This window comes from Streptomyces sp. MGP-P1, from assembly GCF_057766565.1.
Genome location: NZ_JBYMEM010000007.1, coordinates 803,732 through 829,839, shown reverse-complemented (window position 1 = coordinate 829,839; position 26,108 = coordinate 803,732). Strand labels below are relative to the sequence as shown.

Genomic DNA, 26,108 nt, shown 5'->3' with positions numbered 1-26,108 from the left:
GGGTTACTTCCTCTTCGACCTGGACAGCGTGCGGCGCAGCCGTGCGCCCACGCCGGACTTCGGTTCCCGCAGGGGAGCCGTCGTGATCACGAGCCGGCCCTTGGTGTTGGTGTTCGCCGCCACGCGGTGGGGGTCGGTGCTCCCCCAGCGCCGCGCCAGCGGCATCGGCCGACCCTCGGTGCGGACCGGGATCTCGTACGGGGAGCCCGCCACCTCCACGTAGAGGCGCACGCCCTTCTTGGCCCGCCCGGGTGCGAGCGGGATACGGGCGGTCAGCAGAGTGCCGCCGTCCTCAGCCGCGTCGGCGGTGAGCGTGCCGCTGCGCTGCGGGGTCGGGGCGTCCTTCGGGAGCTTGCGCGCGCCGGCCTTGTCCGCGCTCTGCGGCATGGCGCCCTGGGCGAGGGCGATGACGGCCGAGGACGTGTCGCCGGTGATGCCGACGCGCAGCCTCACGACGCAGGACAGCTCCGTGCCGTGCTGCTCCCAGTCGGCCTTCTCCAGTCGCGTACTGGCGGCGAGGCGGCCCGCCACCGTCTCCCGCACCTCGTACCACCGGTCGTCGAGTCCTACCCCGGCATCCCGGAAGCCCGGGTAGGGCGCGAAGGCGCGGTCGCCCTCCAGGATGAAGGGCGGGGGCCCGTGCTCCGCCTCGTCCGCGATCGCGCGGGTGAGCTCATCGACAGCACCGCGCTGCGCCAGGCCGAAACGCACCCGTCTCTTCACTCCGGTCGCGTCGCGCAGACCGTCGGTGAAGTAAGCCTCCAGGAGGACGGCCAGCCCTTCACAGATCTGCCGCCGGGTCTCGACGGGGAGGGCGGGGAAGTCGTCGAGCAGCAGCTTGGACAGCTCCCACTCGAAGTGCCGCTTGAAGACGGCGTCGCGCTTCGGTCCGGCCTCGATGAGTGCGGCTGTGTGCTCCATGATCCTGGTGGCGCACCGGAGCCGGGCCAGGTGGTCGGCCCGGTAGGTGATGTTGCCGGCGTCACCGCGTTTGACCGCGTAGTAGTACGTGTAGTCGCCGAGGACCGAGATCTTGCGGGCCCGGACGCACGCCTCGATCGTGAACGGCTGGTCACTCCCGACCGGCATGTCCTCCGGGAAGCGCAGCTGGTGCTTCTCCACCAACTCCCTACGGAAGAGCTTGGTGTTGGCCAGTGTGAACGGCAGGCTCGACGCGTACAGGCTGATGTCCGGAGAAGTCTCCTCGTAGAGCTTCTGGTGGACGTAACGGCCGTTGGTGCCCACCATCTTGCCGACCACGACGTCAGAATCGTGCTCGTCGGCATAGGAGACCATTCTCTCCAGGGCTTCGTCGCCCAGGTAGTCGTCCGAGCCGATGAAGTACACGAAGCGACCGGACGCGATCTCCATCGCCCGGTTGCTCGGCGCTGCCGGGCCCCCGGAGTTCTCCTGGTGGATCACCTTGACGACGCCGGGATAACGCTCGGCGAACCGGTCGAGCTCGGCAGCGCTGTCGTCGGTCGACCCGTCGTCGACCGCCACGATCTCCAGCCGGTCAAGCCCGATGCTCTGCCGGATCAGGGAGTTCAGGCAATCCGTCAGGTAGGGCATCGTGTTGTAGACCGCGACGACGACGCTGACGTCGGGGCTACGTGTCATGCCATCACCTGGTTGTCCGACCGACCCGCCTTTGCACGGGCCCCCCCGACGAGCCGGGAATACACGCCGTCGAGCACCTCGGCCTGGGCCTCCCAGGTCCAGTCCTCCAGCAACCTCTGGTTCTCGTAGACCGCACGGTACTTGGCGGGATCGGCGAGCACCGACTTGACCGCCCTGACGTAGTCGGAGACGTCTTCGGCGGTGAACACCTCGCCTTGGCGGGTCCGTGCCACCATCTCGCCCATCGTCCGCACGTCACTCACCACGAACGGCAGTCGGGCGTGCGAGTACTCGAAGAATTTGGTGATCAGCGCGATCTCGTGGTTGGGCCAGTGATGGATGGGGATGACGCCCACGTCCGCCGCGGACAGGAAGGGCACAACCTGGTAGTGCGGCACGTAGGGCAGGATGTGCAGCCGGTCCGATACGCCCAGTTCGCCGGCGCGCTCGGTGAGTTCCTGCATGTACGCCGAGTTGGTGCGCAGGACCACGAACGCGACGTGGGTGTCAGGGAGCTGGGGCAGCGCCTCGACCATGATGTCGAGGCCCCGCTGCGGGGCGGCCGCGCCACTGTAGACGGCCAGCGGGACCTCGGGCCCGATTCCGCACAGTTCACGCAGGTCCGGCACCGGCTCCGCGGCCTGCTCCGGGGAGATCTCGGCGTCCGGGGCGTTGAGCACCACCGCGGGCAGAGTCTTCAGACCGTGACGCTCGACCAGCATGTCCGCCAGCGTGGAGGAGACCGTAGTGACGGCGTCGGCATACTTCGCGTACTCGCGCTCGTGTCCGCACTGCGCGATGTGCCAGCGCGGGTGCGGGTTCCACGGCTTGATGCCGGGCAGGAACTCGTGCACGTCCCAAAGGAGCTTGACGGACCTGCCCTTTGCTTCGGCGCGCAGCTTCGCCCGCGCGGCCACGCCGAGCATACGGAAATCGTTCGCGTGGATCAGGTCCGGTTCGAGCCGGTCGATGACTCTTCCGTACGCGAGCTCGAAGTCCCACAGGGCCGGATCGAGCCGACGCCACGCCCGGTCGCCCATGGTACGAACCCAGAAGGCCGTGGTGAAACGATCCAGCATCGAGTCCATGCTCTTGCGTCGCTGGGCGAGTACCTCGGTGCGGCCGGCCCGGAGATGCACCCACTTGCTCAGCGCCTTCGCCATCAGGCGCGGAGGCAGCAGACGCGCAGCGCCCAGCCTCGAACCGCTGCGCCTGGCTTCTACACCCCGGACGTTCAGTTCGGCGCGCCAGGCCTTCATCCGCTGCTTACGGTACTCGGCGAGCGGACCGGGCGGATAGGCGAGAGGTGAGCGCAGCCCGGGCCGACGGTACTCGTGACGGCGACGGTGCATGGGCGTCGGCACGTGGAGCAGGCGAACCTGGGCCTCGCCCAGCCACCAGCGCTTGGTTTTCTTGGTGGGCGACTTGCCCAGGAGCACCACGTCCCAGCCGGCTTCCGCAGCTGAGCGAGCTTCTTTCTGCACCCGGGAATCGCCGTTGACGCCGTTGTCGACGAGCATGACGATCTTTCCACGGGTACGGCGCTCCGGCCCTGCGGCCAAGCTGTCAATCGTCATGACGAGCGTGCTCTCCTGTCTCGAATACAACTGTCCGGCCGCTGTTGGCCGAGTCGAGCAGCGAAGTCGCCACCTCGACGGTCCGGAGCCCCTGCCGCAGGGTGCAGATGTCGGCCGGCTTGCCCTGTACGGCGTCGCGGAACAGCTCGTGCTCGACGAGCAGCGGCTCGCGCTTGGGGATGGCGTAGCGGACCATGTCGCCCTCGGAGACCCCGCGGAAGGCGCGCAGCGCCTCCCACTCGGTGGTGACCGCGGCATTGGAGTGGAAGGTGAGGTCGGCGGTGAGGGTGTCGGCGATGAAGCAGCCGCGCTCGCCGGTGACCGAGGTGAAGCGTTCCTTGAGCGGGCTCAGCCAGTTGACCAGGTGGTTGACCATCGTGCCGTCGGACAGCTGGCCCACGGCGGAGACCATGTCCTCGTGCGGGCGGCCGGACTTGGAGACGGTGTGGGCGGCGATCGATGTGTACGTCCGGCCGGTGACCCAGCCCGTCAGGTCGATGTCGTGGGTGGCCAGGTCCTTGACCACGCCGACATCCGCGATCCGGTGCGGGAACGGGCCCTGGCGGCGCGTGACCACCTGGTAGACGTCACCCAGCTCGCCGGCCTCCAGGCGGGCGCGGAGCGAGAGGAGCGCCGGGTTGCACCGCTCGATGTGGCCGACGCCGGCCACCAGGCCGCGCGACTCGAACGCGTCGACGAGGCGGCGCGCCCCCTCGACGGTGTCGGCGAGCGGCTTCTCGATCAGGGCGCTGACCCCGGCGTCGGCGAGCTGGAGGCCGACCTCCTCGTGCAGCGCGGTCGGGCAGGCCACGACGGCGTAGTCGATGCCGAGGGCGATGAGCTCCTCGACGGTGGAGAGGACGGGGCGCCCTGGGCCCAGCCGTTCTTGTCGCCCATCGGGTCGACGACGCCGACCAGATCGACGCCCTCCAGGCTCGCGAGGACACGGGCGTGGTGACGGCCCATGGAGCCGAGGCCGATGAGTCCGGCCTTCAGTACGGTGATCACAGGTTCTCCCCCAGGGAGTTCACCGCGGCGGCGATCCGCTCCAGGTCGCCCTCGGTGAGCGAGGGGTGGACGGGCAGCGAGACGACTTCGGCGGCGGCCCGCTCGGTCTCGGGCAGGTCCCAGGTGCGGCCGGCCTTCTGGTCCGGCTCCCAGTAGGGCTTGAGCCGGTGGATCGGCGTCGGGTAGTAGACCGCGTTGCCGATGCCCGCCTCGGTGAGCTTGGCCATCGCGGCGTCCCGGTCACCGCTGATCCGCAGGGTGTACTGGTGGTAGACGTGCCGGGCGCCCTCGGCCACCGGCGGCGTGGTGACGGCCGGGGAGGTGATGTGGGCGTCGAGGTACGCGGCGTTGGCGCGGCGCTGCTCGGTCCATGCCTCCACCTTGCCGAGCTGTACGCGGCCGACGGCGGCGGACACGTCGGTCATCCGCATGTTGGCGCCGACGATCTCGTTGGCGTACCGCTGCTCCATGCCCTGGTTGCGCAGGAGGCGCAGGGTGCGGGCCAGTTCGGCGTCGGCCGTGGTGACCATGCCGCCCTCGAGGGAGTGCATGTTCTTGGTCGGGTAGAAGCTGAAGGTGCCGCCCGCGCCGAACGCGCCGACGGGGGTGCCGTTCAGCGCCGCGGCGTGGGCCTGGCAGGCGTCCTCGACGACGGCGAGCTTGTGCTGGTCGGCGATGGGCATGAGCTTGTCCATCGCGGCGGGGTGGCCGTAGAGGTGCACCGGCATGATCGCGGCGGTGCGCGGCGTGATCGCGGCTTCGACCGCAGCCGGGTCGAGGCCGAAGCTGCCCGGCTCGATGTCGGCGAACACCACGTCGGCTCCGACGAGGCGGACCGCGTTCGCGGAGGCGGCGAAGGAGAAGGAGGGGACGATCACCTCGTCGCCGGGGCCGATGCCCAGGGCCAGCAGCAGCAGGTGGAGGGCCGAGGTCCCCGAGTTGACGGCGACGCAGTGCCGGTCGTCGACCAGGCGGGAGAAGCCCTCCTCGAAGGCCGCGACCTCCGGGCCCTGCACGACGCGACCGCTGCGCAGCACGCGTACCGCGGCCTCGATCTCGTCTTCCCCGATGACCGGGCGGGCAGCAGGAATCGGCTGCTCGTTGATGCTCGTCATGAACGTCCTCCTTGAACACCGCAAGAGCTCGTTACCAGGCAGAGCTCCGAGGTGCGGGACGTCTTACCGAGGTCGCGCGTAACCCCACCGGCGCGATGCCGACGCCCTGCCGAGGAATCCGGCCCGGTCGGTATGTTCGCCGGGCCTTGTCACCAACCGTAGTTTCCGTCAAGAACGCTCACACGCGTGGCAACCGCCGTCACATTATCAGGGATTTCTCGGCCCATTTCGGGCCCGTTAACCAGCTCCTGCATCAGTTCTGAAACAAAGCAGGTGTCCCGCCCCGATGTGCTCGGGGCGGGACACCTTTAGATGAACAACCGGTTACGAATTCGTCAGTCGGCCGACGACTCGCCCTCCACGGAATGCGCGGAAGCCGTTACGGACGGCGACGACTGCCCAGCGGCGACGGTCTTCTTCGTCGTCTTCTTCGCGGCCGTCTTGGCCGTGGTCTTCTTGGCGGCGGTCTTCTTCGCGACGGTCTTCTTGGCGGCCGCCTTCTTCGCCGGCGCCTTCTTGGCCGCGGCCTTGCGGGCCGTCTTCTTCGCCGGCGCCGGTTCCGCGGACTCGGATTCGGAGTCCGCCGTTCCGGATTCCGCGGCTCCCTGGGTGCCCGGGTCCTCGGATTCCGGGGCCTGCGCCTCGGGCGCCGAAGCGACCACGACGACCTCCGCGTCGTCCGACCCGGTGGGCGAGCCCGCCGGTGCGGTGACCTTGCGGGTCACCCGGCGCCGGGCGCGCGGCGGGGCGGCCACGGGGGTCTCGGCCTCGGGGGCCTTCTCCGCCGGAGCCTCCGGAGCCTCGGGGGCCGGCGTCTCGACGGCGGGCGCCTCGACGACCGGGTCCTCGACCGCGACCGGGTCCGTGGTGGGCTCGGCCGGCCGGACCGGCTCCGCCGCCTCGGCCTGCTTCGGCGAACCCGCCGGGGCGGTCGCCTTACGGGTGGCCCGACGGCGCGGGCGCCCCTGGGGCGCGGCCTCGACCGGAGCCTCGGGGGCCTCCGGGGCCTCCACAGCGGCGGCCTCGACGACCGGGGTCTCGGCGGGCGTGTCGAGAACCGGCTCGGGCCGGGCCTCGACGACGGGAGCCTCGACGGCCGGGGCAGGTGCCTCGGCCCTGGGGGCGCCGGCCGGGGCCGACGCCTTGCGGGAGGCCCGACGGCGGCCACGGCCGCGCGTGGCGGCGGCCTCGGCCTCGGCGGGGCTGCTGTAGAACTCCTCGTCTGCGGCCGGTTCCAGGTCCGCCAGGGACACCGGGGCGGCGACCTCCGCGGCCAGCTCGGCCTCGGTCTCGGCGGGCTCGGCCGCGTGCTCGTCGTGACCGTGCTCGTGGTCCGGGCCGTGCTCGTGGTCCTGGCCCGCGCCGCCGCGGCCGCGCTTCTTGGACTTCTTGCCGCCACCACCGCCGCCGACGGTCGTCGGCTGCTCCATGTGGACGATGACGCCCCGCCCGTTGCAGTGGACGCAGGTCTCGGAGAAGGACTCCAGCAGACCCTGGCCCACCCGCTTGCGGGTCATCTGGACCAGGCCCAGCGAGGTGACCTCGGCGACCTGGTGCTTGGTGCGGTCGCGGCCCAGGCACTCCAGGAGCCGCCGCAGCACCAGGTCCCGGTTGGACTCCAGCACCATGTCGATGAAGTCGACGACGACGATGCCGCCGAGGTCGCGCAGCCGCAGCTGACGCACGATCTCCTCGGCCGCCTCCAGGTTGTTCCTGGTGACGGTCTCCTCCAGGTTCCCGCCCTGGCCGGTGAACTTGCCGGTGTTGACGTCGACGACGATCATCGCCTCGGTCTTGTCGATCACCAGCGAACCGCCGCTGGGCAGGTAGACCTTGCGGTCCAGCGCCTTCATCAGCTGCTCGTCGATGCGGTACGTGGCGAAGACGTCGACCTCGGAGGTCCAGCGGGAGAGCCGCTCGGTGAGGTCGGGCGCGACGTGCGAGACGTAACCGTGGATGGTCTCCCACGCCTCGTCGCCGCTGACGATGACCTTGGAGAAGTCCTCGTTGAAGATGTCGCGGACGACCCGGACGGTCATGTCCGGCTCGCCGTAGAGCAGCGTCGGCGCGTTGGAGCCGCTGGTGCCCTTCGCCTTCCGCTGGATGTCCTCCCACTGCCCCTGGAGCCGCTCGACGTCACGGCGCAGCTCGTCCTCGCTCGCGCCCTCGGCGGCGGTGCGCACGATGACACCCGCGTCCTCGGGGACGATCTTCTTGAGGATGGTCTTGAGGCGGGAGCGCTCGGTGTCGGGCAGCTTGCGGCTGATCCCGGTCATCGAGCCCTCGGGCACGTAGACGAGGTAGCGGCCGGGCAGCGAGACCTGGCTGGTCAGACGCGCGCCCTTGTGGCCGATCGGGTCCTTGGTCACCTGGACCAGGACCGACTGGCCGGACTTGAGCGCGGTCTCGATGCGGCGCGGCCCGTGGGCCATGCCGAGCGCCTCGAAGTTGACCTCACCGGCGTACAGGACGGCGTTGCGGCCCTTGCCGATGTCGACGAAGGCGGCCTCCATGGACGGCAGCACGTTCTGGACCTTGCCCAGGTAGACGTTGCCGACGTAGCTGGTGGCCTGCTCCTTGTTGACGTAGTGCTCGACGAGCACGTTGTCCTCGAGGACGCCGATCTGGGTGCGCTCGCCGCTCTGGCGGACGACCATCACGCGCTCGACGGCCTCGCGGCGGGCCAGGAACTCCGCCTCGGTGATGATCGGGACCCGGCGGCGGCCCTGCTCGCGGCCCTCGCGGCGGCGCTGCTTCTTGGCCTCCATACGGGTCGAGCCCTTGATGGACTGGACCTCGTCGAAACCGGTGCCCGGCTCGCGCTCCTCCTTCTTGCGGGGCTCGCGGACCTTGACGACCGTACGCTCCGGGTCGTCGGGGGTGCCGTGGTCGGCCTCGGCGGCGGCGTCACCGCTGCGGCGACGGCGACGGCGGCGACGGCGGCTGCTGCTCGACCCGGAGGCCGAGGAGTCGTCGTCGTCCTCGTCCTGCTCGTCGGCGGCGTCCGCGACCTGGCCCCGGCCCCGGTCCTGCTCGTCCTCGGAGCGGGTCTCCTCGGCGCGGGACGGCGCGGGAGCGGCCTCATCGGCGGGCTGCTGCTGCTCGTCGTCCGTGTCGCTGGCCTCGCCACGACGGCGGCGACGGCCGCCACGACGGCGACGGCGCGAGGGGCGGTCGCCGTACTCGTCGGTGTCCTCGCCCTCGTGCTCGTCCGCCTCGGCCTCGGGGGCCTCGTCCGCGGGCTGCTCGGCGGGCGCCTCCACGGGGGCGGCGGGCTCGGCGGCCTGCTCGGTCACGTCGGCCTCGCCACGGCGGCGACGACGGCGGCGCGAGCCGCCCTGCGGCGCGGCCTCGGCGGGCGGGGCGCTCTGCTGGACCTCGGCGGTCCGCTGCTCCTCGACCTCGTCGGCCTCGTCGGGCGCCGAGGGGGAACCGGCCGCGGCAGCGGCGGCGGCCGCGGTCTCGGGGGTCTGGAACATCGGCTCGGCGAATACCGGGGCCTGGAAGACGGCGACGGCGGGGCGCGTCGCGCGCCGGCCCTTGCGCGCCGGCTCCTCGGGCTTGGTGGTGAACTCGGGGCGACCGGCGGCGGCGGTGGCCCGGCGGCGCTGGCGTCCGCGCGGTGCGGCGTCCTCGACCTCCTCCACCTCGGCGGCGAGCTCCTCGGCGACGGCGGCGGGCAGGCTCTCGCCGGCCTCCACGGGCTCCGCGGGGGTCTCGACGGGCTCGGCGGCCGGCTGCGGCGTACCGGCGGGCGCGGACGCCTTGCGGGACGCGCGGCGGCGGGTGCGCGGGGCCGGCGTCTCCTCGACGGCCTCGGCCGCGGGGGCCTCGGCGGCGGGGGCCTCGGCGGCGGGGGCCTCGGCGGCGGGGGGCGCCGGCTCGGTCGCCGTCTCCGCGACGGGCGCGGTGGCGCCCGGCGTACCGGCGGGGGCCGAAGCGCGGCGGCGGGCACGGCCGCGAGGGGCCTCGGCGGGCTCCGGCTCGACGACGGCAGCGGCGGGTTCGACCACGGCGGCGGGCTCGGCGGCGACGGGCGGCTCGACCACGACGGCGGTCTCGGCCGCTGCCGGGGCGCCCGCGGGGGCGGTGGCCTTGCGGGAGGCGCGACGGCGGCGGGGCGCCGGGGGCTCCTCGACGACCTCGACGACGGCCTCGGCCTCTTCCTCGGGCTCGGCCTCCTCGGCGGGCTCTGCCGGGGTCTCGACGACCGGGGTCACGGTCTCGGCGGCCTCCGGCGCACCGGCCGGGGCGGTCGCCTTGCGGACCGCGCGGCGGCGGGCGCGCGGCGCGGGTGCGGCGGGCTCCTCCTCGGCGACGGCCGGTGCGGTGGCCTCGGCGACCGGGGCGGGCTCGGTACTCTCCACCGGCTCCGGGGCTCCGGCGGGCGCGGTGGCCTTACGCACGGCGCGGCGGCGCGCACGGGCGGGCGGGGCGGTCTCGGCGACCGTTTCCCCGGGCGTGTCGTCCGCGGCCGGGGCGGCGGACCCGTCGGCCGGTATGGCCGGCGTGACGTCCTCGGCGGGGGCCACGGCCGCGCCGGGCGGGCCCGCCGGGCGGGAAGCGGCGCGGCGCCTGCGGCGCGGCGGCAGCTTGTCCCCGGGGGTGTTCTCTTCGTTGTTCCCGGTCGTGCCGGGTTCGTTCGGCTGAGGCATGCGGGCGGTTCTCCCGTCGTGCTCCCGGGCGCCGCGTCTGATTCCGGTCCGGCACGGTCCGCAGTGGTGCGATACCGCCGTCCGGGGCGCGGGCGCCGCACGGGAACTGATGTCTGGCTCGCCGGTTCCGTATGCGGTGTGCCTACGGCCTGGCGAAAGTCTTATGGGTCAGTGCGCGGCCCGACCCAGGTGGCTCCCGAGTCGGAGGGCTGCGCTACAACGACCGCCTTACGCGGAACCCGCGCCTTCCGGCGCCGTCGCGACGGCTGCCCCGGCGACCGCGGGATGCGCGGTCGGGGCGGCCTCGCGGTCGGGCGCGAGAGGGTCGGTCACCGTGCCGGACTCCTCGTCGAAGAGCCCCTGCGCCAGCCTCGTCACCGCAGCGGGGACGGGCGGCACCAAGTCGGCCACAGCTCGGAGACCGGACAGGACGTCGTCGGGTCGCACGGCAGGTGTCACGTGCCGAACAACCAGGCGCAGTATCGCACAGGGCCGCTCGACCGGCCTATCGGCCGGAGCGTCGACGACCCGGAGGTCGGCGACGGCTCCGCGGGCGTCGAACGTCCTGATGCCGTTCTTCGCCTTGCGCTGGACCTCCACCGCCTCGGCGTCGTTGAACGCGGCCACGGCGGTGCGGACGTCCTCGGGATCGACGCCGTCCAGGCGCATCTCCCAGACGGACGCGGTGAGCCGCTCGGCCAGGCCCGAAGTGCGGGCCTCCACCGCGTCGATGATGTCGAGGCCGTCCGGCATCGACGCGTCGAGCAGTCCGCGCAGGACCTCGGGGTCCCGCGCCTCGGTGAGGGCGATCTCCAGGAACTCCGCCTCACTGCCCGTGCCGGTGGGTGCGGCATTGGCGTAGGAGACCTTGGGGTGGGGGGTGAAGCCCGCCGAGTACGCCATCGGCACCTCGGAGCGGCGCAGTGCCCGCTCGAAGGCCCGCTGGAAGTCTCGGTGGCTGGTGAACCGGAGGCGGCCGCGCTTGGTGTAGCGCAGGCGGACGCGCTGCACTGCCGGTGCGGGCGGCGGGCCTTCGGGCTGTCGCTTGCCCAGTGGTTCTTCTCCTCGGTGCGGAGCGGGCGCGGTGGCGCACCGCCCACGAGATTCGGGTGACCCCCGGGTGCCGCTCCGGCTCACCCCCGCTCGACGAGTTTCTCGCCGGGCAGAGGGGTCTCGGACGCCTGCGCCGCGCTGGGGACAGTCGTTGTACTACCCAGAGTACGCGCAGGGATCCCCACCGGTTCCCGGGACCGTGCGCCGTCCGTGGTGCCGACCAGCGCCCGCCAGGCGTCGCGGCGCGCCTGGCGCACGGTTTCCCGGGCGGACGTGAGGGCCGCGCGGGCGGCCCGGCGCGCCTCGGCGGCGGCGCGGCGGGCCGGGGCCCACACGGAGTCGCGCAGGAAGTGGCCGACGGGGGTGAACAGGGTGCGGTACGCCCAGGAGACGGGCGCGACGAGCACCGTCATGACCAGCCACGCGAGGGCCCGGCCGACGGCCCGGGAGACGTACCCGGCGATCCGCCAGGCGACCTCGAACGCGGCGGCGATCTCCCGGCCGACCGGGGCGAGGACGTGGCGGTACGTCCAGGAGACGGGGGCGACGAGCAGCGTCATGACCAGCCAGGCGAGGGCGGTGCCCAGCCCGCGCCCGGTGGCCGCGATCCCCCGCCACACCTGGCCCAGCACCCAGGCGGCGCCGTGGCCGACCGGGGTGAGGACGGTCTCGTACAGCCACACCACCGGGACGATCAGGCCGTAGTGGGCGACGGGGACGATCACGTACCGCCACAGAGCCGCGACCGGCAGGACGAGCAGGGTGGCGAAGAGCCAGGCCAGGCCGGTTCCGAGGCCGCGTGTCGCCGGGGCCAGTAAGAAGCCATCTCATTTGGGCGACTCGGTATTCTGTGAGTCATGGTGGGGATCGTTGAGCGGTTGGTGCCGGACGAGTTGTGGGAGTTGTTCCAGCGGGTGGTGCCGGAGGCGCCGTCGCGGCCGCAGGGCGGTGGCCGGCGCCGGCACGGCGACCGGGAAGTGCTGGCGGCGATCGTCTTCGTGGCGACATCGGGTTGTACCTGGCAGCAGCTGCCTTCGGCGTCGTTCGGCCCGTCCGGCGCGACCGCCCACCGGCGGTTCTCGGAGTGGTCGAAGGCCAGGGTGTGGGCCAAGCTCCACCGCCTGGTCCTCGACGAACTGGGTGCCCGCGGCGAGCTGGACTGGTCGCGGTGCGCGATCGACTCGGTGAACATGCGAGCCCTGAAAAGGGGGACCTGACAGGTCCGAATCCTGTCGACCGGGGCAAGTACGGCTCGAAAATCCACCTGATCACGGAAAGGTCGGGTCTGCCCATATCCGTCGGCATCTCCGGCGCCAACCTGCACGACAGCCAGGCCCTGATCCCCCTCGTGAAGGGCATCCCGCCAATCCGCTCGCGCCGCGGCCGGCGACGGCGCAAGCCCGCCAAACTCCACGCCGACAAGGGCTACGACTACGCCCACCTGCGGCAATGGTTACGCGAACGCGGCATCACCCACCGCATCGCCCGCAAGGGAGTCGAGTCCTCGCAACGGCTGGGCCGCCATCGCTGGACCGTGGAGCGCACCATGGCCTGGCTCGCCGGCTGCCGCCGCCTCCACCGACGCTACGAACGCAAAGCCGACCACTTCCTAGCCTTCACCAGCATCGCCTGCACCCTCATCTGCTACCGCAGACTCACCAAATGAGATGGCGTCTAAGGCGGTGCCGATCCAGCGCAGCCCGTGGCCCAGCGGGGTGAGGACGGCCCGGTACAGCCATGCCGCCGGCGCGGCGATCCCGTAGCGGGCGACGGGGACGATCACGTACCGCCACAGGCCGATCCAGGGCCACAGGAGGAGCACGACGGCCAGCCAGGAGGCGGCCTTGCCGAGCGGTGTGAGGACCCAGGTGTACAGCCAGGTCAGCGGGGCCAGTACGAGGGTGTCGAGGAGCCATGCCACGGCCCGGCCGAGCGGGCGCAGCAGGGCGCGGTCGGCGGCGTGCCAGAGGGCGGTGAGCGCGTCCCGGAGCATGCGGACGGGCAGGACGAGCACGACGACCACGATCCGCACCGGGATCCTGATCAGCGTGGTCAGGACGCCTTCGCCCGGCTCGTACCCCTGAGGAGCCGCCTGAGGGGCCTGGTGCTTGCCGTAGTCCATGCCGTCAAGGACGCCGCAGGCCCGGTCCGGGGTTGCCGGGCCGGGCCTGCGGTTCGTTCGGGAACGAGCTACTTGTTGACGACGCTGAGCGGCAGGAGCTTCTTGCCGGTCGGGCCGATCTGGATGTCCAGGTCGAGCTGCGGGCAAACGCCGCAGTCGAAGCAGGGGGTCCAGCGGCAGTCCTCGACCTCGGTCTCGTCGAGCGCGTCCTGCCAGTCCTCCCAGAGCCAGTCCTTGTCCAGACCGGAGTCGAGGTGGTCCCAGGGCAGGACCTCCTCGTAGGTGCGCTCGCGGGTGGTGTACCAGTCGACGTCGACCCCGAACTCGGGCAGCGTCTTCTCGGCGCAGTTCATCCAGAGGTCGTAGCTGAAGTGCTCGCGCCAGCCGTCGAAGCGGCCGCCGGACTCGTAGACCGCGCGGATGACGGAGCCGACGCGGCGGTCGCCGCGCGAGAGGAGGCCCTCGACGATGCCGGGCTTGCCGTCGTGGTAGCGGAAGCCGATGGAGCGGCCGTACTTCTTGTCGCCGCGGATCTTGTCGCGGAGCTTCTTCAGCCGGGCGTCGGTGTCCTCGGCGCTGAGCTGCGGGGCCCACTGGAAGGGGGTGTGCGGCTTGGGGACGAAGCCGCCGATGGAGACCGTGGCGCGGATGTCGTTCTGGCCGGAGACCTCGCGGCCCTTGGCGATGACGTTGACCGCCATGTCGCCGATCTGGAGGACGTCCTCGTCGGTCTCGGTGGGCAGGCCGCACATGAAGTACAGCTTCACCTGGCGCCAGCCGTTGCCGTACGCGGTGGCGACCGTACGGATCAGGTCCTCCTCCGAGACCATCTTGTTGATGACCTTGCGCATGCGCTCGGAGCCGCCCTCGGGGGCGAAGGTGAGGCCGGAGCGGCGGCCGTTGCGGGTCAGCTCGTTGGCCAGGTCGACGTTGAACGCGTCGACGCGGGTCGAGGGCAGCGAGAGGCCGACCTTGTCCTCGGTGTAACGGTCGGCGAGACCCTTGGCGATGTCGCCGATCTCGCTGTGGTCGGCGGAGGAGAGCGAGAGCAGGCCGACCTCCTCGAAACCGGTCGCCTTGAGACCCTTCTCGACCATCTCGCCGATGCCGGTGATGCTTCGCTCCCGCACGGGGCGCGTGATCATGCCGGCCTGGCAGAAACGGCAGCCGCGGGTGCAGCCGCGGAAGATCTCCACGGACATCCGCTCGTGCACGGTCTCCGCGAGCGGGACGAGCGGCTGCTTGGGGTAGGGCCACTCGTCGAGGTCCATCACCGTGTGCTTGGAGACCCGCCACGGCACGCCGGACCGGTTGGGGACGACGCGGCCGATGCGGCCGTCGGGGAGGTACTCGACGTCGTAGAAGCGCGGGACGTAGACGCCGCCGGTCTTCGACAGCCGGAAGAGCACCTCGTCGCGGCCTCCGGGGCGGCCCTCGGCCTTCCAGGCGCGGATGATCTCGGTGATCTCCAGGACGGCCTGCTCGCCGTCGCCGACGACCGCGCAGTCGATGAAGTCCGCGATCGGCTCGGGGTTGAACGCGGCGTGGCCGCCCGCGAGGACGATCGGGTGGTCGACGGTGCGGTCCTTGGACTCCAGCGGGATGCCCGCGAGGTCCAGGGCGGTGAGCATGTTGGTGTAGCCCAGCTCGGTGGAGAAGCTCAGCCCGAAGACGTCGAACGCGCCGACGGGGCGGTGGCTGTCCACCGTGAACTGCGGCACCTCGTGCTCGCGCATCAGCGCTTCGAGGTCCGGCCAGACGCTGTACGTGCGCTCGGCGAGGACGCCCTCGCGCTCGTTGAGCACCTCGTAGAGGATCATGACGCCCTGGTTGGGAAGCCCGACCTCGTAGGCGTCGGGGTACATGAGGGTCCAGCGGACGTCGCAGCTGTCCCACTCCTTGACGGTGGAGTTCAGCTCACCGCCGACGTACTGGATGGGCTTCTGCACATGCGGGAGCAGAGCTTCGAGCTGTGGGAAGACCGATGCGGCAGACATCTCGCGAACCTTCGTGAGCCGGCAGGGGTGACCATCCAGCGTACCCCGGTCCTCACCTCCTCGGATCCGCGCGCAGTCCGGGGGCCGACGCGCGGGCCCAGACCTCGGGCAGTTCGCGCTCCCGGGCCTCGGCGGCGGCCTCCTCCTGTCCGTACAGGAGCCCCCAGGTGAACGCGGTCTCCCCCGCCGCGTGCGCCTGGATCGCGAGCGCGCGCAGGGCCTCGCGGGCGACGACGCTGTCCTGGTGGTCGCCGAGGACGCTCTGCACGGCCTTCACGCGTTTGGCGAAGCGCTTGGCGGGCTTGCCGAGCGCGGGGCGGGCCGCCTCGCCGGCGTACCGGGCGCGCTTGGCGGCCTTGCGGGCCTCGTGCATCGCGGTGTCCCGCTCGGGGCCCGGCGGTTGCTCCAGGGCGTGGCTCATACGGCGCGCGAGCTTCTTGTAGTCCTTGAGCACCGCCTTGGGCAGGGCCTTGCCGGGCGCGCGGCCGGCAGCGGGGCGCAGGGGCGGGTGGGTGCTCAGCGCGTCGAGGGCATCCAGAAGGTCCAGATACCGCTTCCCGTCCAGTACGTCGACGATCCTGCGGCGCGCTCCGGTGCGGCGGGCGGCCGACCAGGCGCGGAGGCGGCCGCGGACCGGGCCGAGGGTCAGGATGACGGGCAGGTCCTCGATGCGGGTGCCGAGGCGTTCGTCCAGGACCTCCTGGTCGCGGTCGAGGCCCAGTTCGGCGGCGAGCCACTTGAGCTCCGCGCCGAGGGGGTCGGTGACCTCGCGGTCGAGGAGGGCCCGGTGGGTCTTGAAGGTGCTGCGCAGCCTGCGGGTGGCGACGCGCATCTTGTGCACGGAGTCGGGCAGATCGCGGCGGACGGCGGGGTCGAGGCGGACGATCGCGGAGATCTGCTGCCGTACGTAGGCGAGGACGTGGTCGCCCGCGGTGTGCGGCGTTTCCTTCTCCTGTCCGCTGTCCTCGCGGTTCACCGTCGTCTCCGCCAGCGCCCGGGCGAGCTTGGAGGGGGACTCCGCGGGGCGCACCCCGGCCTTGCGCAGCCGCTTCTCGACGGCGTCCAGGATCGCGGGATCACCGTCGTCGGCCAGCTCCACCTCGATCTCGGTCCAGGCGGCCGTGGCGCCGCTCCCCTCCCCCGCGAGGCGCTCCGCGAGCACCTTGTCGACGCTGACCTCGGCGAGGAGGGTCCCGTCGGCGGCCAGCAGGTGGTGGACGTCCCGGGAGGAGAGCAGCCGGACGACGGGGGCGATCTCCGCGTGGCGGACCCGGGAGCGGAGCAGGTCCGCCAGCGGGGGCGGCACCGCGTCGGAGAGCGGTTCGTGGATCTCGTCCCGGACGCCGACGGCGACGGGGAACTTCGCGTGCCAGCCCTCGTCCGTCCCGCCGGTTCTGCGGCGCAGGGTGAGGGAGTCGGCGGCCAGGCGGAGGTCGGCGGTGTCGTAGTAGACGGCGTCGAGCTCGGTCAGGCCCCGTTGGACCGTCCGGTCGACCCCGGCCGCCCTGGTCAGGTCGGGCAGCCGGGTGTCGTCGGTGGCTTCGTATTTCCGCTCGATCTCGCGCTTGGTGTCCGCCATGTACGGACACCTACCCGGTGTGCGCCGGGTTCAGGCGGACATCGGCCGTTGCACCCTGATCGACTGCAACAGACCGATGGCCACCCAGACGGCGAACATCGAGGATCCTCCGTAGGAGACGAAGGGCAGCGGCAGCCCGGCGACCGGCATGATGCCGAGCGTCATGCCGATGTTCTCGAAGGACTGGAAGGCGAACCAGGCGATGATCCCGGCGGCGACGACCGTGCCGTACAGCTCGGTGGTCTCGCGGGCGATCCGGCAGGCGCGCCACAGGACGACGCCCAGGAGCACGATGATCAGCCCCGCGCCGAGGAAGCCCAGCTCCTCACCGGCGACGGTGAAGACGAAGTCGGTCTGCTGCTCGGGCACGAACTGGCCGGTGGTCTGGGTGCCCTCGAAGAGGCCGGTGCCGGTGAGTCCGCCGGAGCCGATCGCGATGCGGGCCTGGTTGGTGTTGTAGCCGACGCCCGCCGGGTCGAGCGCGGGGTTGGCGAAGGCGGCGAACCGGGCGATCTGGTAGTCGTCGAGCAGACCGAGCTGCCAGATGGCGACGGCCCCGCCCACGCCCGCGCCGAGGAGGCCGAAGACCCAGCGGTTGGAGGCGCCGGAGGCCAGCAGGATGCCGAGGACGATGACGGCCATGACCATCACCGAACCGAGGTCCGGCATCAGCATGACGATGGCCATGGGGATGGCGGCGAGACCCAGCGCCTTGGCGACGGTCCGGTGGTCGGGGTGGACCTGGTCGCCCGCGTCGACACGGGCCGCCAGCAGCATCGCCATCACGAGGATGATGGTGATCTTCGTGAACTCGGAGGGCTGGATCGAGAAGCCGGCGGGGAGCTTGATCCACGCGTGGGCGCCGTTGACCGTGGTGCCGAGCGGGGTGAGGACCGCCAGGACCAGCAGCACCGAGATGCCGTAGAGGACCGGGACGGCCCCGCGCAGCGTGCGGTGGCCGAGCCAGATCGTGCCGATCATCAGGGCGAGGCCGATGCCGGTGTTGAGGGCGTGCCTCAGGAGGAAGAAGTACGGGTCGCCCTGGGTGAGGTGGTCGCGGTTGCGGGTCGCGGACCACACGAGCAGCGCGCCGAGGAACGAGAGCGCGAGCGCCGCCCCGAGCAGCGGCCAGTCCAGCCGCCGTACGAGGGAGTCGCGGGCGGTCAGCTTGGCCCAGGAGCCCTGGTCGGGGCCGTAGCGGGAGACGGAGAATCCACCTGCCATCAGGGCTGCCTCCCGTTCGACGCCGGCGATCCGGTGAGTCCGGGCTGGCCTCCGGGCGGCAGGGGCAACTGGGGTTCCTGTCCGCCCGGCTGCTCGCCGGGCTCGGCCGGAGTGGGGTCGTAGGGCTTGACCTTGGGGGCGTAGATCGAGCCGTCGGGCTGGATCTTCGGCAGCGCCTTCTGGGGCTTCGGCAGCAGGGCCTTCTTCTTGTCCTGGTTGCCCTCGGCGTCGAGGCCGTAGAGCGCGTTGTAGATGTTGCGGACGGCGGGCCCGGCGGAGCCGGAGCCGGTGCCGCCCTGGGAGATCGTCATGACGATCGTGTAGTCGTCGGTGTAGGTCGCGAACCAGCCGGTGGTCTGCTTGCCGTACACCTGGGCGGTGCCGGTCTTGGCGCGCATCGGGATCTTGTCCTGCGGCCAGCCGCCGAACCGCCAGGCGGCGGTGCCGCCGGGCTCGACCACCGAGCGCAGCCCCTTGTCGAGGTCCCTGATGGTCTGGGCGCTGACCGGCAGCTTGCCGCCGGCCCTGGGCGCGATCTCCTGGACGGTCTTGCCGTCGGGGCTGATCACGGCCTTGCCGACGGTGGGCTCGTGGAGGGTGCCGCCGTTGCTGATGGCGGCGTAGGCGGTGGCCATCTGGATGGGCGTGACGAGCACGTCACCCTGGCCGATCGAGTAGTTGATGCTGTCGTAGGCCTTGAGCTGGTTGCCTTCGAGGCAGCTCTCGTACGCGATCTGCTGGACGTAGGTGCCGCCCTTCTTGCCCTCCTTGCACCAGGCGTCCTTGTTGGCCGCCCAGAAGTCCTGCTTCCACTGGCGGTCCGGGATGCGGCCCTTGACCTCGTTGGGCAGGTCGATGCCGGTCTCGGAGCCGAGGCCGAAGTCGCGGGCGGTGCGGTAGAACCAGTCCTTGGCGTCCTTCTTCGGCTTTATGCCGCCGTCACGCGCCCACTCCTCGTGGCCGAGGCGGTAGAAGACGGTGTTGCAGGAGTACTTGAGCGCGTCGCCGAGGGTGATGGGGCCGTGGCCCTGGGACTCGAAGTTGGCGAAGGTCTGGTTGCCCAGGCTGTAGGAGCTGCTGCACTGGTAGAGGTCGTCGAAGTCGTGGCCGGCGCGCACGGCGGCGCTGGCGGAGACCACCTTGAAGATCGAGCCGGCGGGGGCCTGGCCCTGGATGCCCCGGTTGAGCAGCGGGTAGTTGGACTTCTTGCTGGTGAGCTTGGCGTACTGCTTGCCGGAGATGCCGCCGACCCAGTCGTTGGGGTCGTAGTCGGGCTGGGAGGCCATCGACACGACGCGGCCGGTCTTCGACTCCATGACGACGACGGCGCCGGAGTCGGCCTCGTACTTGCGCCCGGTGATCTTGTCGGTCTCCCGGCGGGCGGTCTTCATCGCCTGGGCCAGCTCGTATTCGGCTACCGCCTGGACGCGGGCGTCGAGGCTGGTGACGAGGGTGGAGCCGGAGACCGCCGGGTCGTTCTCCGCCTCGCCCATGACGCGGCCGAGGTTGTCGACCTCGTAGCGGGTGACGCCCGCCTTGCCGCGCAGCTCCTTGTCGTACGTGCGCTCCAGGCCGGAGCGGCCGACCTGGTCGGAGCGGAGGTAGGGCGACGGGCCGTCCTGCGCCTTCTGGATCTCCTCGTCGGTGACGGGCGAGAGGTAGCCGAGGACCTGCGCGGTCCTTGCCTTGCCGGGTGCGGCGTAGCGGCGTACGGCGGTGGGTTCGGCGGTGATGCCGGGGAAGTCCTCGGCACGCTCGCGGATCTGGAGGGCCTGCTGGGTGGTGGCCTCGTCGGTGACCGGGATCGGCTGGTACGGCGATCCGTTCCAGCAGGGCTGGGGGGTCTTGGAGTCGCAGAGGCGGACCTTGTCCCGGACCTCGCTCGCCTTCATGTCCAGGACGTCGGCGAGGCGGGTGAGGACCCCGACGCCGTCGTCCTTCATCTTGAGCAGCTCGGTGCGGCTCGCGGAGACGACGAGGCGGGTCTCGTTGTCGGCGAGCGGCACCCCGCGGGCGTCGAGGATCGAGCCGCGCACGGCGGGCTGGACGACCTGCTGCACACCGTTGCCCGCGGCTTCGGCGGTGTACTCGTCGCCGTTGCGGATCTGGAGGTACCACAGGCGCCCGCCGAGGGTGAGCAGCAGCGAGAAGACGAGGACCTGGATGACGATGAGCCGGATCTGGACCCGCTGGGTCCGCCCGGTCTCGGGAATGTTGCTCACGCGGTGCCCCCGATGGTGGTCCTGCTGGGGGTACGGGGGTCGTCCCCCGGGAAACACGGCCTCACAGGCGCTTGACCCCCTTGATCCTGCCCGCGCGGGCGGCGCGGTTGCGGGCGGCCTTGACGCGCAGCCCGCCGCGCTGGTTGCCGATCCGCAGACCGGTGCCCGAGGCGAGCCAGCCGGCGGCGACGTCGTTGCCGCCGGACGAGGCCTCGGCGAGCGGATCGTTCTCGGTGCGTCTGGCCAGCGCCATGATCAGCGGCACCACGAAGGGCGCCAGCAGCAGGTCGTAGATCGCGGCCGTGAACAGCAGCCCGCCCAGGCCCACATGGCGGGCGGCGGTGTCGCCGACGAGGGCGCCGACGCCCGCGTACAGCAGGGTCGAGCCGATCGCGGCGACGACGACGACGGCCATCGGGGCGAAGGCCGACTTCAGTTGGCCGTTCTCCGGCCGGGCCAGGCCCGCGAGGTAGCCGATGACGCAGAGGACCAGGGCGTAGCGTCCGGCGGCGTGGTCGGCGGGCGGGGCCAGGTCCGCGAGGAGGCCCGCGCCGAAGCCGATGAGGGAGCCGCTGACCGGCCCGTACACGAAGGCGAGGCCGAGGACGGTGAGGAGGAGCAGGTCGGGCACGGCCCCGGGGAGCTGGAGGCGGGCGAGGACGGAGACCTGGACGACGAGGGCGACGACGACCAGGACGATCGAGAGCAGAGTCCGGTTGATGCGCATGGGGATCAGCTCTACTCCTGGTCGTTGGCCGCGTTGTCGGGTTGGGCGTTGCCCTGCTGGTCGCCTGCCGCGTCACCGGCGGCGTCGCCGCCCGGCTGCTCGTTGATGTTGCCGACGACCTTGCCCGAGCCGTCCACCAGGTCTCCGTTGGGCTGGACGGTGACGGTGACCGTGGGGGTCGGCTTCGGCTTCTTCTTGACGGGCTGCTTGGGCAGGACCATGTCGCGCGGGTCCTCGCGGGGCGCTTGGACGACGACGCCGACGATGTCGAGCTTGGTGAACCCGACGTACGGCTTCACGTAGACGGTCCGGGTCAGCGCGCCGCCGGAGGGGTCGACGCGGACGACCTCGCCGACCGGGACGCCGGGCACGAAGGGCTTGTCCTTGCTGGAGCCGAAGGTGACCAGGCGGTCGCCGGCCTTCACCTTGGCCTTGCCGTTGAGGAACTGCACCGACAGCGGGCGGGAGCCCTGGCCGGTGGCGAAGCCGAGCTCGTCGGTCTTCTCCATCCGGGTGCCGACGGTGAAGTCGGGGTCGTTGGCGAGCAGGACCGTCGCGGTGTCGGGGCCGACGGTGGTGACCCGGCCGACCAGCCCCTCCCCGTTGAGGACGGTCATGTCGCGGCGGATGCCGTCGTCGGCGCCGGCGTCGATGGTGACCGTCCAGGAGAAGCCCTGGGCCGCTCCTATGGCGATGACCTCGGCGCCCTTGATGCCGTACTGTCCGGCGCCCGCGTTCTTCAGCATGGCGTCGAGCTGGCGGACCCGGCTGTCGGTGCGGTCGTCGCTGCCGAGCCTGGCCTTCAGCGCGGCGTTCTCCTGCTCCAGGGTGGAGATGCGGTCGTGCCGGTTGCCGGAGTCCCGTACCGCGCCTATGGCGTTGCCCACCGGGTCGACCGCTGCCGCCACGCCGTTCTCGACCGGCCCGAAGACGGTGGCCGCGGCCTGCCTCGCACCGTCGACCGGTGACTCCTCGCCGCCTCGGATATCCACCGTGATCAGGGCGAATGCGATGGCGATCAGCAGCACCAGGAGCAGCCGGCTCTCTCGTGTGTCCCTCACGTGCGGCGGCCGTGCCTTCCTCGTCGGAATGTTCGTGCCTGTGTGTACGTCGCTGTGCGTGCGTCCGCCGCGTCGATGTGTCTCCGCGTCGGAACAGGTACAGCAACGATCTATATCAACGATCCGGCGGGCGGAGCGTCAGCGTCCGTTCGCCGGATCGGTGGTGTCCCCCGAGGGGGCCACCACCCGAAGACGCTCTAGCGGCGGGGCTGGGCGTCCAGCACCTGCTGGAGCGCCTCGAACTCCTCGACGCACTTGCCGGAGCCGAGCGCCACCGAGTCCAGCGGGTCCTCGGCGATGTGGATCGGCATGCCCGTCTCGTGGCGCAGCCGCTCGTCCAGACCGCGCAGCAGCGCGCCGCCGCCGGTGAGGACGATGCCGCGGTCCATGATGTCGCCGGACAGCTCGGGCGGGCACTTGTCGAGCGTCGTCTTCACGGCGTCGACGATCGCGTTCACCGGTTCCTCGATGGCCTTGCGGACCTCGGCGGCCGAGATGACGACCGTCTTGGGCAGCCCGGACACCAGGTCGCGACCGCGGATCTCGGTGTGCTCGTCCTTCTCCAGGTCGAACGCCGAACCGATGGTGATCTTGATCTGTTCCGCGGACCTCTCACCGAGGAGGAGTGAGTACTCCTTCTTGATGTGCTGGATGATCGCGTTGTCCAGCTCGTCGCCGGCGGTGCGGATCGACTGGGCGGTGACGATGCCGCCGAGCGAGATCACGGCGACCTCGGTGGTGCCGCCGCCGATGTCGACGACCATGTTCCCGGTGGCCTCGTGGACCGGCAGGCCGGAACCGATGGCCGCGGCCATGGGCTCCTCGATGATGTGCACCTGGCGCGCGCCGGCCTGCGTGGACGCCTCGATGACGGCGCGGCGCTCGACCCCGGTGATACCGGAGGGCACACAGACGACGACGCGGGGGCGGGCCAGGTAGCGACGCTTGTGAATCTTGAGGATGAAGTAGCGGAGCATCCGCTCGGTGATCTCGAAGTCGGCGATCACGCCGTCCTTCAGGGGCCGCACGGCAACGATGTTGCCCGGCGTGCGCCCGATCATCTTCTTGGCCTCGGAGCCGACCGCCAGGATTCCGCCGGTGTTGGTGTTGATGGCCACGACGGACGGCTCGTTCAGAACGATGCCGCGCCCCCTGACGTACACCAGCGTGTTGGCAGTCCCGAGGTCGATAGCCATGTCACGGCCGATGAACGACATTGAGTTCCCCTTGTTCCCCATGAGGATGCGTCGGGCCTTCCCAGGTAGCGAAGATGGCTTGTTCTGGTAGGCGAGGTTGGCGCTGCGGGCGTGGAAGCTTCCATCGTAGTGCCGTATGCACGGACACAGCGCGAGGGTCCTTCGCCAGTGTGAGCGGAACGGGTGCCCGTTCTACCCATGGTGACGTTACGTCGAAGGGATGCGTTCCCGCGATCCCAAACCCTAAGCCGAGGGGCGACCGAATTACTTCGGTCGCCCCAGGCGTACAGCGCTGTTTGGCCGATCGGGGGTCAGGAAAGTCCCGGAAAGAAAAGCTTCAGTTCCCGCTCCGCGGACTCCTCGGAGTCCGAGGCGTGGATGAGGTTCTCGCGGGTGATCGTGCCGAAGTCACCACGGATGGACCCGGGCGCGGCGGCGATCGGGTCGGTGGGGCCGGCCAGGGTGCGGACACCCTCGATGACCCGCTCACCTTCGGCCACCAGAGCGACGACGGGGCCCGACTGCATGAACTCCATGAGCGGCTCGTAGAACGGGCGGCCCTTGTGCTCGCCGTAGTGCTGCTCCAGCGTCTCGTGGTCCAGGGTGCGCAGCTCCAGCGCGGTGATCCGCCAGTCCGCCTTGCGCTCGATGCGGCCGACGATCTCGCCGATCAGGCCACGGCGGACCGCGTCGGGCTTGAGCAGGACGAGAGTGCGCTGAGTCATGTACGGCTCCTTGCAAGGCCAGGCATACGGGTGCGGTGAGGGCGAGATTACAGGGGCTCGGGGGCGGGTCTGCGCCCGGGCTCACCCAGGGTCACCTTCGGGCCCCGGATTTCCGAGGGCCGAAGGGGCCGGCCGCGCGTGTCGGCGGGGCCGGCACGATCCGGGAACCCGGAGGCCCGGAGACCCGGAGCTCCGGGCAGGGAAGCCCGGCCCGGGGCTTCGAGGCCTCAGGCCGTGGCCTCAGGCCGTGGCCTCTTCGGCTTCCTGTCGGGCGGCCCAGTCGGCCTTGGCCTCGTCGATCTTGCGCCCGTAGTGGATCGAGGCCCACCACAGACCGCCGAAGGCCAGGCCCAGGATGAACATCGTCGGGACCACGAACCCGCTCAGGACCAGGGCGACCTGGAGCGCCCAGCCCAGCTGGACACCGCCGGGCCGGGTGATCATTCCGCACAGCAGCACGGAGAGGAGCATGCCGATGCCGCACACCGTCCAGACCACGGCCATGGAGGCGTCGTCCAGCTTCATCGCGACGAGACCGGCGAAACCGATCACGAAGAACTCACCGATCAGCGTCGAGGCGCAGAGCGTCCGCATCCTTCTCTCAGCCCCTTCCCAGCAACAGCCGGGCTTCGCCGACCGTGATCACGGATCCGGTCACCAGCACCCCGGCGCCCGCGTACTCGTCTTCTTCCTCGGCCAGCGTGATCGCCGCCTCCAGCGCGTCGTCGAGACGCGGCTCGACCTGGACCCGGTCGTCGCCGAAGACCTCGACGGCGATCGCGGCCAGCTCGTCCGCGTCCATCGCGCGGGCGGTGGAGTTCTGCGTGACGACGACCTCCGCGAAGATCGGCTCGAAGGCCTCCAGGAGCCCGCGGGCGTCCTTGTCGCCGCTCGTGCCGACCACGCCGATCAGCCGGGAGAAGCTGAACGCCTCGGAGACGCCGTCAGCCGCCGCCTTGGCCCCCGCCGGGTTGTGCGCGGCGTCCAGCACGACGGTCGGGCTGGAGCGCACGACCTCCAGGCGGCCGGGCGAGAGCACCGAGGCGAACGCCTTGCGGATCGCGTCGATGTCGAGGGTGCGGGCCTGCTCGGCGCCGATGCCGAAGAACGCCTCGACGGCGGCGAGCGCCACCGCGGCGTTGTGCGCCTGGTGGGCCCCGTAGAGGGGAAGGAAGATGTCGGTGTACTCGGTGGCCGCACCGCCCAGCCCGCGCAGCGTCAGAAGCTGTCCGCCGACCGCGATCTCGCGGGAGGTGACGCCGAACTCCATGCCCTCACGGGCCACGGTGGCGTCGACCTCGACGGCCTTCTTGAGCATCACCTGCGCGGCGTCCACCGGCTGCTGCGCCAGGATGACCGTGGCGCCCTGCTTGATGACGCCGGACTTCTCGCCGGCGATCTCGGCCGGCGTGGTGCCGAGCCGGTCGGTGTGGTCCAGCGAGATGGGGGTGACGACGGCGACCGTGGAGTCGATGACGTTCGTCGCGTCCCAGGTGCCGCCCATGCCGACCTCGACGACCGCCACGTCGACGGGCGCGTCGGCGAAGGCCGCGTACGCCATGCCGGTGAGCACCTCGAAGAAGGAGAGCCGGTAGGGCTGCTGGGCGTCGACCATCTCGACGTACGGCTTGACGTCCTCGTACGTCTCGATGAACCGCTCGGGTGTGATCGGGGAGCCGTCGAGGCTGATCCGCTCGGTGATCGACTGGACGTGCGGGGAGGTGTAGCGGCCGGTGCGCAGCTCGAAGGCGTTGAGCAGGGCCTCGATCATGCGGGCCGTGCTGGTCTTGCCGTTGGTGCCGGTGATGTGGATGGAGGGGTAGGCGCGCTGCGGCTCGCCGAGGACGTCCATCAGCGCGGCGATGCGCGTGACGGACGGCTCCAGCTTGGTCTCGCCCCAGCGTCCGGCGAGCTCCTGCTCCACCGCGCGCAGCGCCTTGTCGGTCTCGGGGTCGGCCGGGCGGGCCGGGGCCGCTTCGCCCTGGGGCTGGCCCGAGTGGGCGCGCAGTGTGCGGCTCCCGGCCTCGATCACCGCCAGGTCGGGGTCGCGCTGGGTCGCCTCGTCGACGATCTCCTCGAAGGTGTCGTCGGGATCGGGCGCGTCGTGCCGGTCTGAAGGGCGGGGCTCACTCACGCGCCCAGTCTACGGATGGGCGCCGACATCGCGCGCAGCGCCCGGCGGAGTGGGGACGGGCGGGGCGCGGAGGGCGTACGGCGAAGCCCCCGC

The 26,108-nt window shown here is 71.3% G+C and carries 16 protein-coding genes and 3 pseudogenes; 1 reads left to right on the top strand and 18 read right to left on the bottom strand.

The genetic code is table 11. From position 1 onward, the window contains the following. Nucleotides 1-3 precede the first annotated feature (3 nt). From AC3CH1_RS25290 to AC3CH1_RS25260, 7 genes and pseudogenes are all read right to left on the bottom strand, one after another. Nucleotides 4-1,620 (bottom strand): glycosyltransferase family 2 protein, encoded by a 1,617-nt coding sequence (locus AC3CH1_RS25290; RefSeq protein WP_488465021.1) that lies wholly within the window; start codon nt 1,618-1,620, stop codon nt 4-6. Then, nucleotides 1,617-3,197 carry a glycosyltransferase family 4 protein gene (locus tag AC3CH1_RS25285; RefSeq protein ID WP_488465020.1) on the bottom strand — a complete coding sequence of 527 codons (1,581 nt, stop codon included), beginning with the start codon at nt 3,195-3,197 and terminating at the stop codon, nt 1,617-1,619. Before AC3CH1_RS25285 ends, AC3CH1_RS25290 begins: the two co-directional genes overlap by 4 nt. Further along, nucleotides 3,187-4,205, bottom strand: a pseudogene (locus AC3CH1_RS25280) (Gfo/Idh/MocA family protein). The gene AC3CH1_RS25285 and the pseudogene AC3CH1_RS25280 overlap by 11 nt, the downstream one beginning before the upstream one ends. After that, nucleotides 4,202-5,320 carry a DegT/DnrJ/EryC1/StrS family aminotransferase gene (locus AC3CH1_RS25275; protein WP_488465019.1) on the bottom strand — a complete coding sequence of 373 codons (1,119 nt, stop codon included), beginning with the start codon at nt 5,318-5,320 and terminating at the stop codon, nt 4,202-4,204. Before AC3CH1_RS25275 ends, AC3CH1_RS25280 begins: the two are co-directional and overlap by 4 nt. A gap of 335 nt (nt 5,321-5,655) precedes the next feature. Next, nucleotides 5,656-9,975 (bottom strand): Rne/Rng family ribonuclease, encoded by a 4,320-nt coding sequence (locus tag AC3CH1_RS25270; protein ID WP_488465018.1) that lies wholly within the window; start codon nt 9,973-9,975, stop codon nt 5,656-5,658. Between the two features lie 228 nt (nt 9,976-10,203). Further along, a complete protein-coding gene (locus tag AC3CH1_RS25265; protein WP_488465017.1) occupies nt 10,204-10,986 on the bottom strand; it encodes a TIGR03936 family radical SAM-associated protein in 783 nt (260 codons plus the stop codon). A 122-nt stretch (nt 10,987-11,108) separates the two neighbouring features. Next, nucleotides 11,109-11,846, bottom strand: a pseudogene (locus AC3CH1_RS25260) (hypothetical protein); the annotation flags it as partial. 39 nt (nt 11,847-11,885) lie between these two features. Between AC3CH1_RS25260 and AC3CH1_RS25255 the strand changes: the two are divergent. Next, a protein-coding gene (locus AC3CH1_RS25255; RefSeq protein ID WP_488460925.1) for an IS5 family transposase occupies nt 11,886-12,694 on the top strand; the annotation gives its coding sequence in 2 pieces (ribosomal slippage) (nt 11,886-12,234 and nt 12,234-12,694; 810 coding nt in all). A 9-nt stretch (nt 12,695-12,703) separates the two neighbouring features. Here AC3CH1_RS25255 and AC3CH1_RS25250 read toward each other — a convergent pair. From AC3CH1_RS25250 to folC, 11 genes and pseudogenes are all read right to left on the bottom strand, one after another. Next, a pseudogene (locus AC3CH1_RS25250) lies at nt 12,704-13,150 on the bottom strand (hypothetical protein); the annotation flags it as partial. Between the two features lie 68 nt (nt 13,151-13,218). Beyond that, nucleotides 13,219-15,147, bottom strand: a complete 1,929-nt coding sequence (locus AC3CH1_RS25245; protein WP_488465016.1) for a TIGR03960 family B12-binding radical SAM protein — start codon at nt 15,145-15,147, stop codon at nt 13,219-13,221. 52 nt (nt 15,148-15,199) lie between these two features. Continuing rightward, on the bottom strand, nt 15,200-16,726 hold the full coding sequence (locus AC3CH1_RS25240) for a CYTH and CHAD domain-containing protein (RefSeq protein ID WP_488465015.1): 1,527 nt from the start codon (nt 16,724-16,726) through the stop codon (nt 15,200-15,202). A gap of 30 nt (nt 16,727-16,756) precedes the next feature. Continuing rightward, entirely contained in the window at nt 16,757-17,950 is a 1,194-nt protein-coding gene (gene rodA, locus AC3CH1_RS25235; RefSeq protein ID WP_018959183.1) for a rod shape-determining protein RodA, read from the bottom strand. Continuing rightward, nucleotides 17,950-20,172 carry a penicillin-binding protein 2 gene (gene mrdA / locus AC3CH1_RS25230; RefSeq protein ID WP_488465014.1) on the bottom strand — a complete coding sequence of 741 codons (2,223 nt, stop codon included), beginning with the start codon at nt 20,170-20,172 and terminating at the stop codon, nt 17,950-17,952. The genes rodA and mrdA overlap by 1 nt, the downstream gene beginning before the upstream one ends. A gap of 61 nt (nt 20,173-20,233) precedes the next feature. Then, a complete protein-coding gene (gene mreD / locus AC3CH1_RS25225; protein WP_488465013.1) occupies nt 20,234-20,899 on the bottom strand; it encodes a rod shape-determining protein MreD in 666 nt (221 codons plus the stop codon). 11 nt (nt 20,900-20,910) lie between these two features. Beyond that, on the bottom strand, nt 20,911-21,960 hold the full coding sequence (gene mreC / locus AC3CH1_RS25220) for a rod shape-determining protein MreC (protein ID WP_488465012.1): 1,050 nt from the start codon (nt 21,958-21,960) through the stop codon (nt 20,911-20,913). A gap of 197 nt (nt 21,961-22,157) precedes the next feature. Further along, nucleotides 22,158-23,177 carry a rod shape-determining protein gene (locus AC3CH1_RS25215; protein ID WP_018959187.1) on the bottom strand — a complete coding sequence of 340 codons (1,020 nt, stop codon included), beginning with the start codon at nt 23,175-23,177 and terminating at the stop codon, nt 22,158-22,160. A gap of 290 nt (nt 23,178-23,467) precedes the next feature. Beyond that, nucleotides 23,468-23,881, bottom strand: coding sequence for a nucleoside-diphosphate kinase (ndk, locus tag AC3CH1_RS25210; RefSeq protein ID WP_228922622.1), 414 nt, complete (start codon nt 23,879-23,881; stop codon nt 23,468-23,470). Between the two features lie 240 nt (nt 23,882-24,121). Further along, nucleotides 24,122-24,475, bottom strand: a complete 354-nt coding sequence (locus AC3CH1_RS25205; RefSeq protein ID WP_215105653.1) for a DUF4233 domain-containing protein — start codon at nt 24,473-24,475, stop codon at nt 24,122-24,124. Between the two features lie 7 nt (nt 24,476-24,482). Next, nucleotides 24,483-26,015: a bifunctional tetrahydrofolate synthase/dihydrofolate synthase gene (gene folC, locus AC3CH1_RS25200; protein WP_488465011.1), complete on the bottom strand. Its 1,533-nt coding sequence runs from the start codon at nt 26,013-26,015 to the stop codon at nt 24,483-24,485. Between the last annotated feature and the right edge of the window lie 93 nt (nt 26,016-26,108).

Coding starts and splice junctions, on each gene's coding strand:
- ndk (WP_228922622.1), bottom strand. CDS start 23,881: ATGACTCAGCGCACTCTCGTCCTGCTCAAGCCCGACGCGGTCCGCCGT.
- mreD (WP_488465013.1), bottom strand. CDS start 20,899: ATGCGCATCAACCGGACTCTGCTCTCGATCGTCCTGGTCGTCGTCGCC.
- AC3CH1_RS25270 (WP_488465018.1), bottom strand. CDS start 9,975: ATGCCTCAGCCGAACGAACCCGGCACGACCGGGAACAACGAAGAGAAC.
- AC3CH1_RS25205 (WP_215105653.1), bottom strand. CDS start 24,475: ATGCGGACGCTCTGCGCCTCGACGCTGATCGGTGAGTTCTTCGTGATC.
- rodA (WP_018959183.1), bottom strand. CDS start 17,950: ATGGCAGGTGGATTCTCCGTCTCCCGCTACGGCCCCGACCAGGGCTCC.
- AC3CH1_RS25245 (WP_488465016.1), bottom strand. CDS start 15,147: ATGTCTGCCGCATCGGTCTTCCCACAGCTCGAAGCTCTGCTCCCGCAT.
- AC3CH1_RS25275 (WP_488465019.1), bottom strand. CDS start 5,320: ATGACGAGCATCAACGAGCAGCCGATTCCTGCTGCCCGCCCGGTCATC.
- AC3CH1_RS25290 (WP_488465021.1), bottom strand. CDS start 1,620: ATGACACGTAGCCCCGACGTCAGCGTCGTCGTCGCGGTCTACAACACG.
- AC3CH1_RS25215 (WP_018959187.1), bottom strand. CDS start 23,177: ATGTCGTTCATCGGCCGTGACATGGCTATCGACCTCGGGACTGCCAAC.
- AC3CH1_RS25285 (WP_488465020.1), bottom strand. CDS start 3,197: ATGACGATTGACAGCTTGGCCGCAGGGCCGGAGCGCCGTACCCGTGGA.
- AC3CH1_RS25240 (WP_488465015.1), bottom strand. CDS start 16,726: ATGGCGGACACCAAGCGCGAGATCGAGCGGAAATACGAAGCCACCGAC.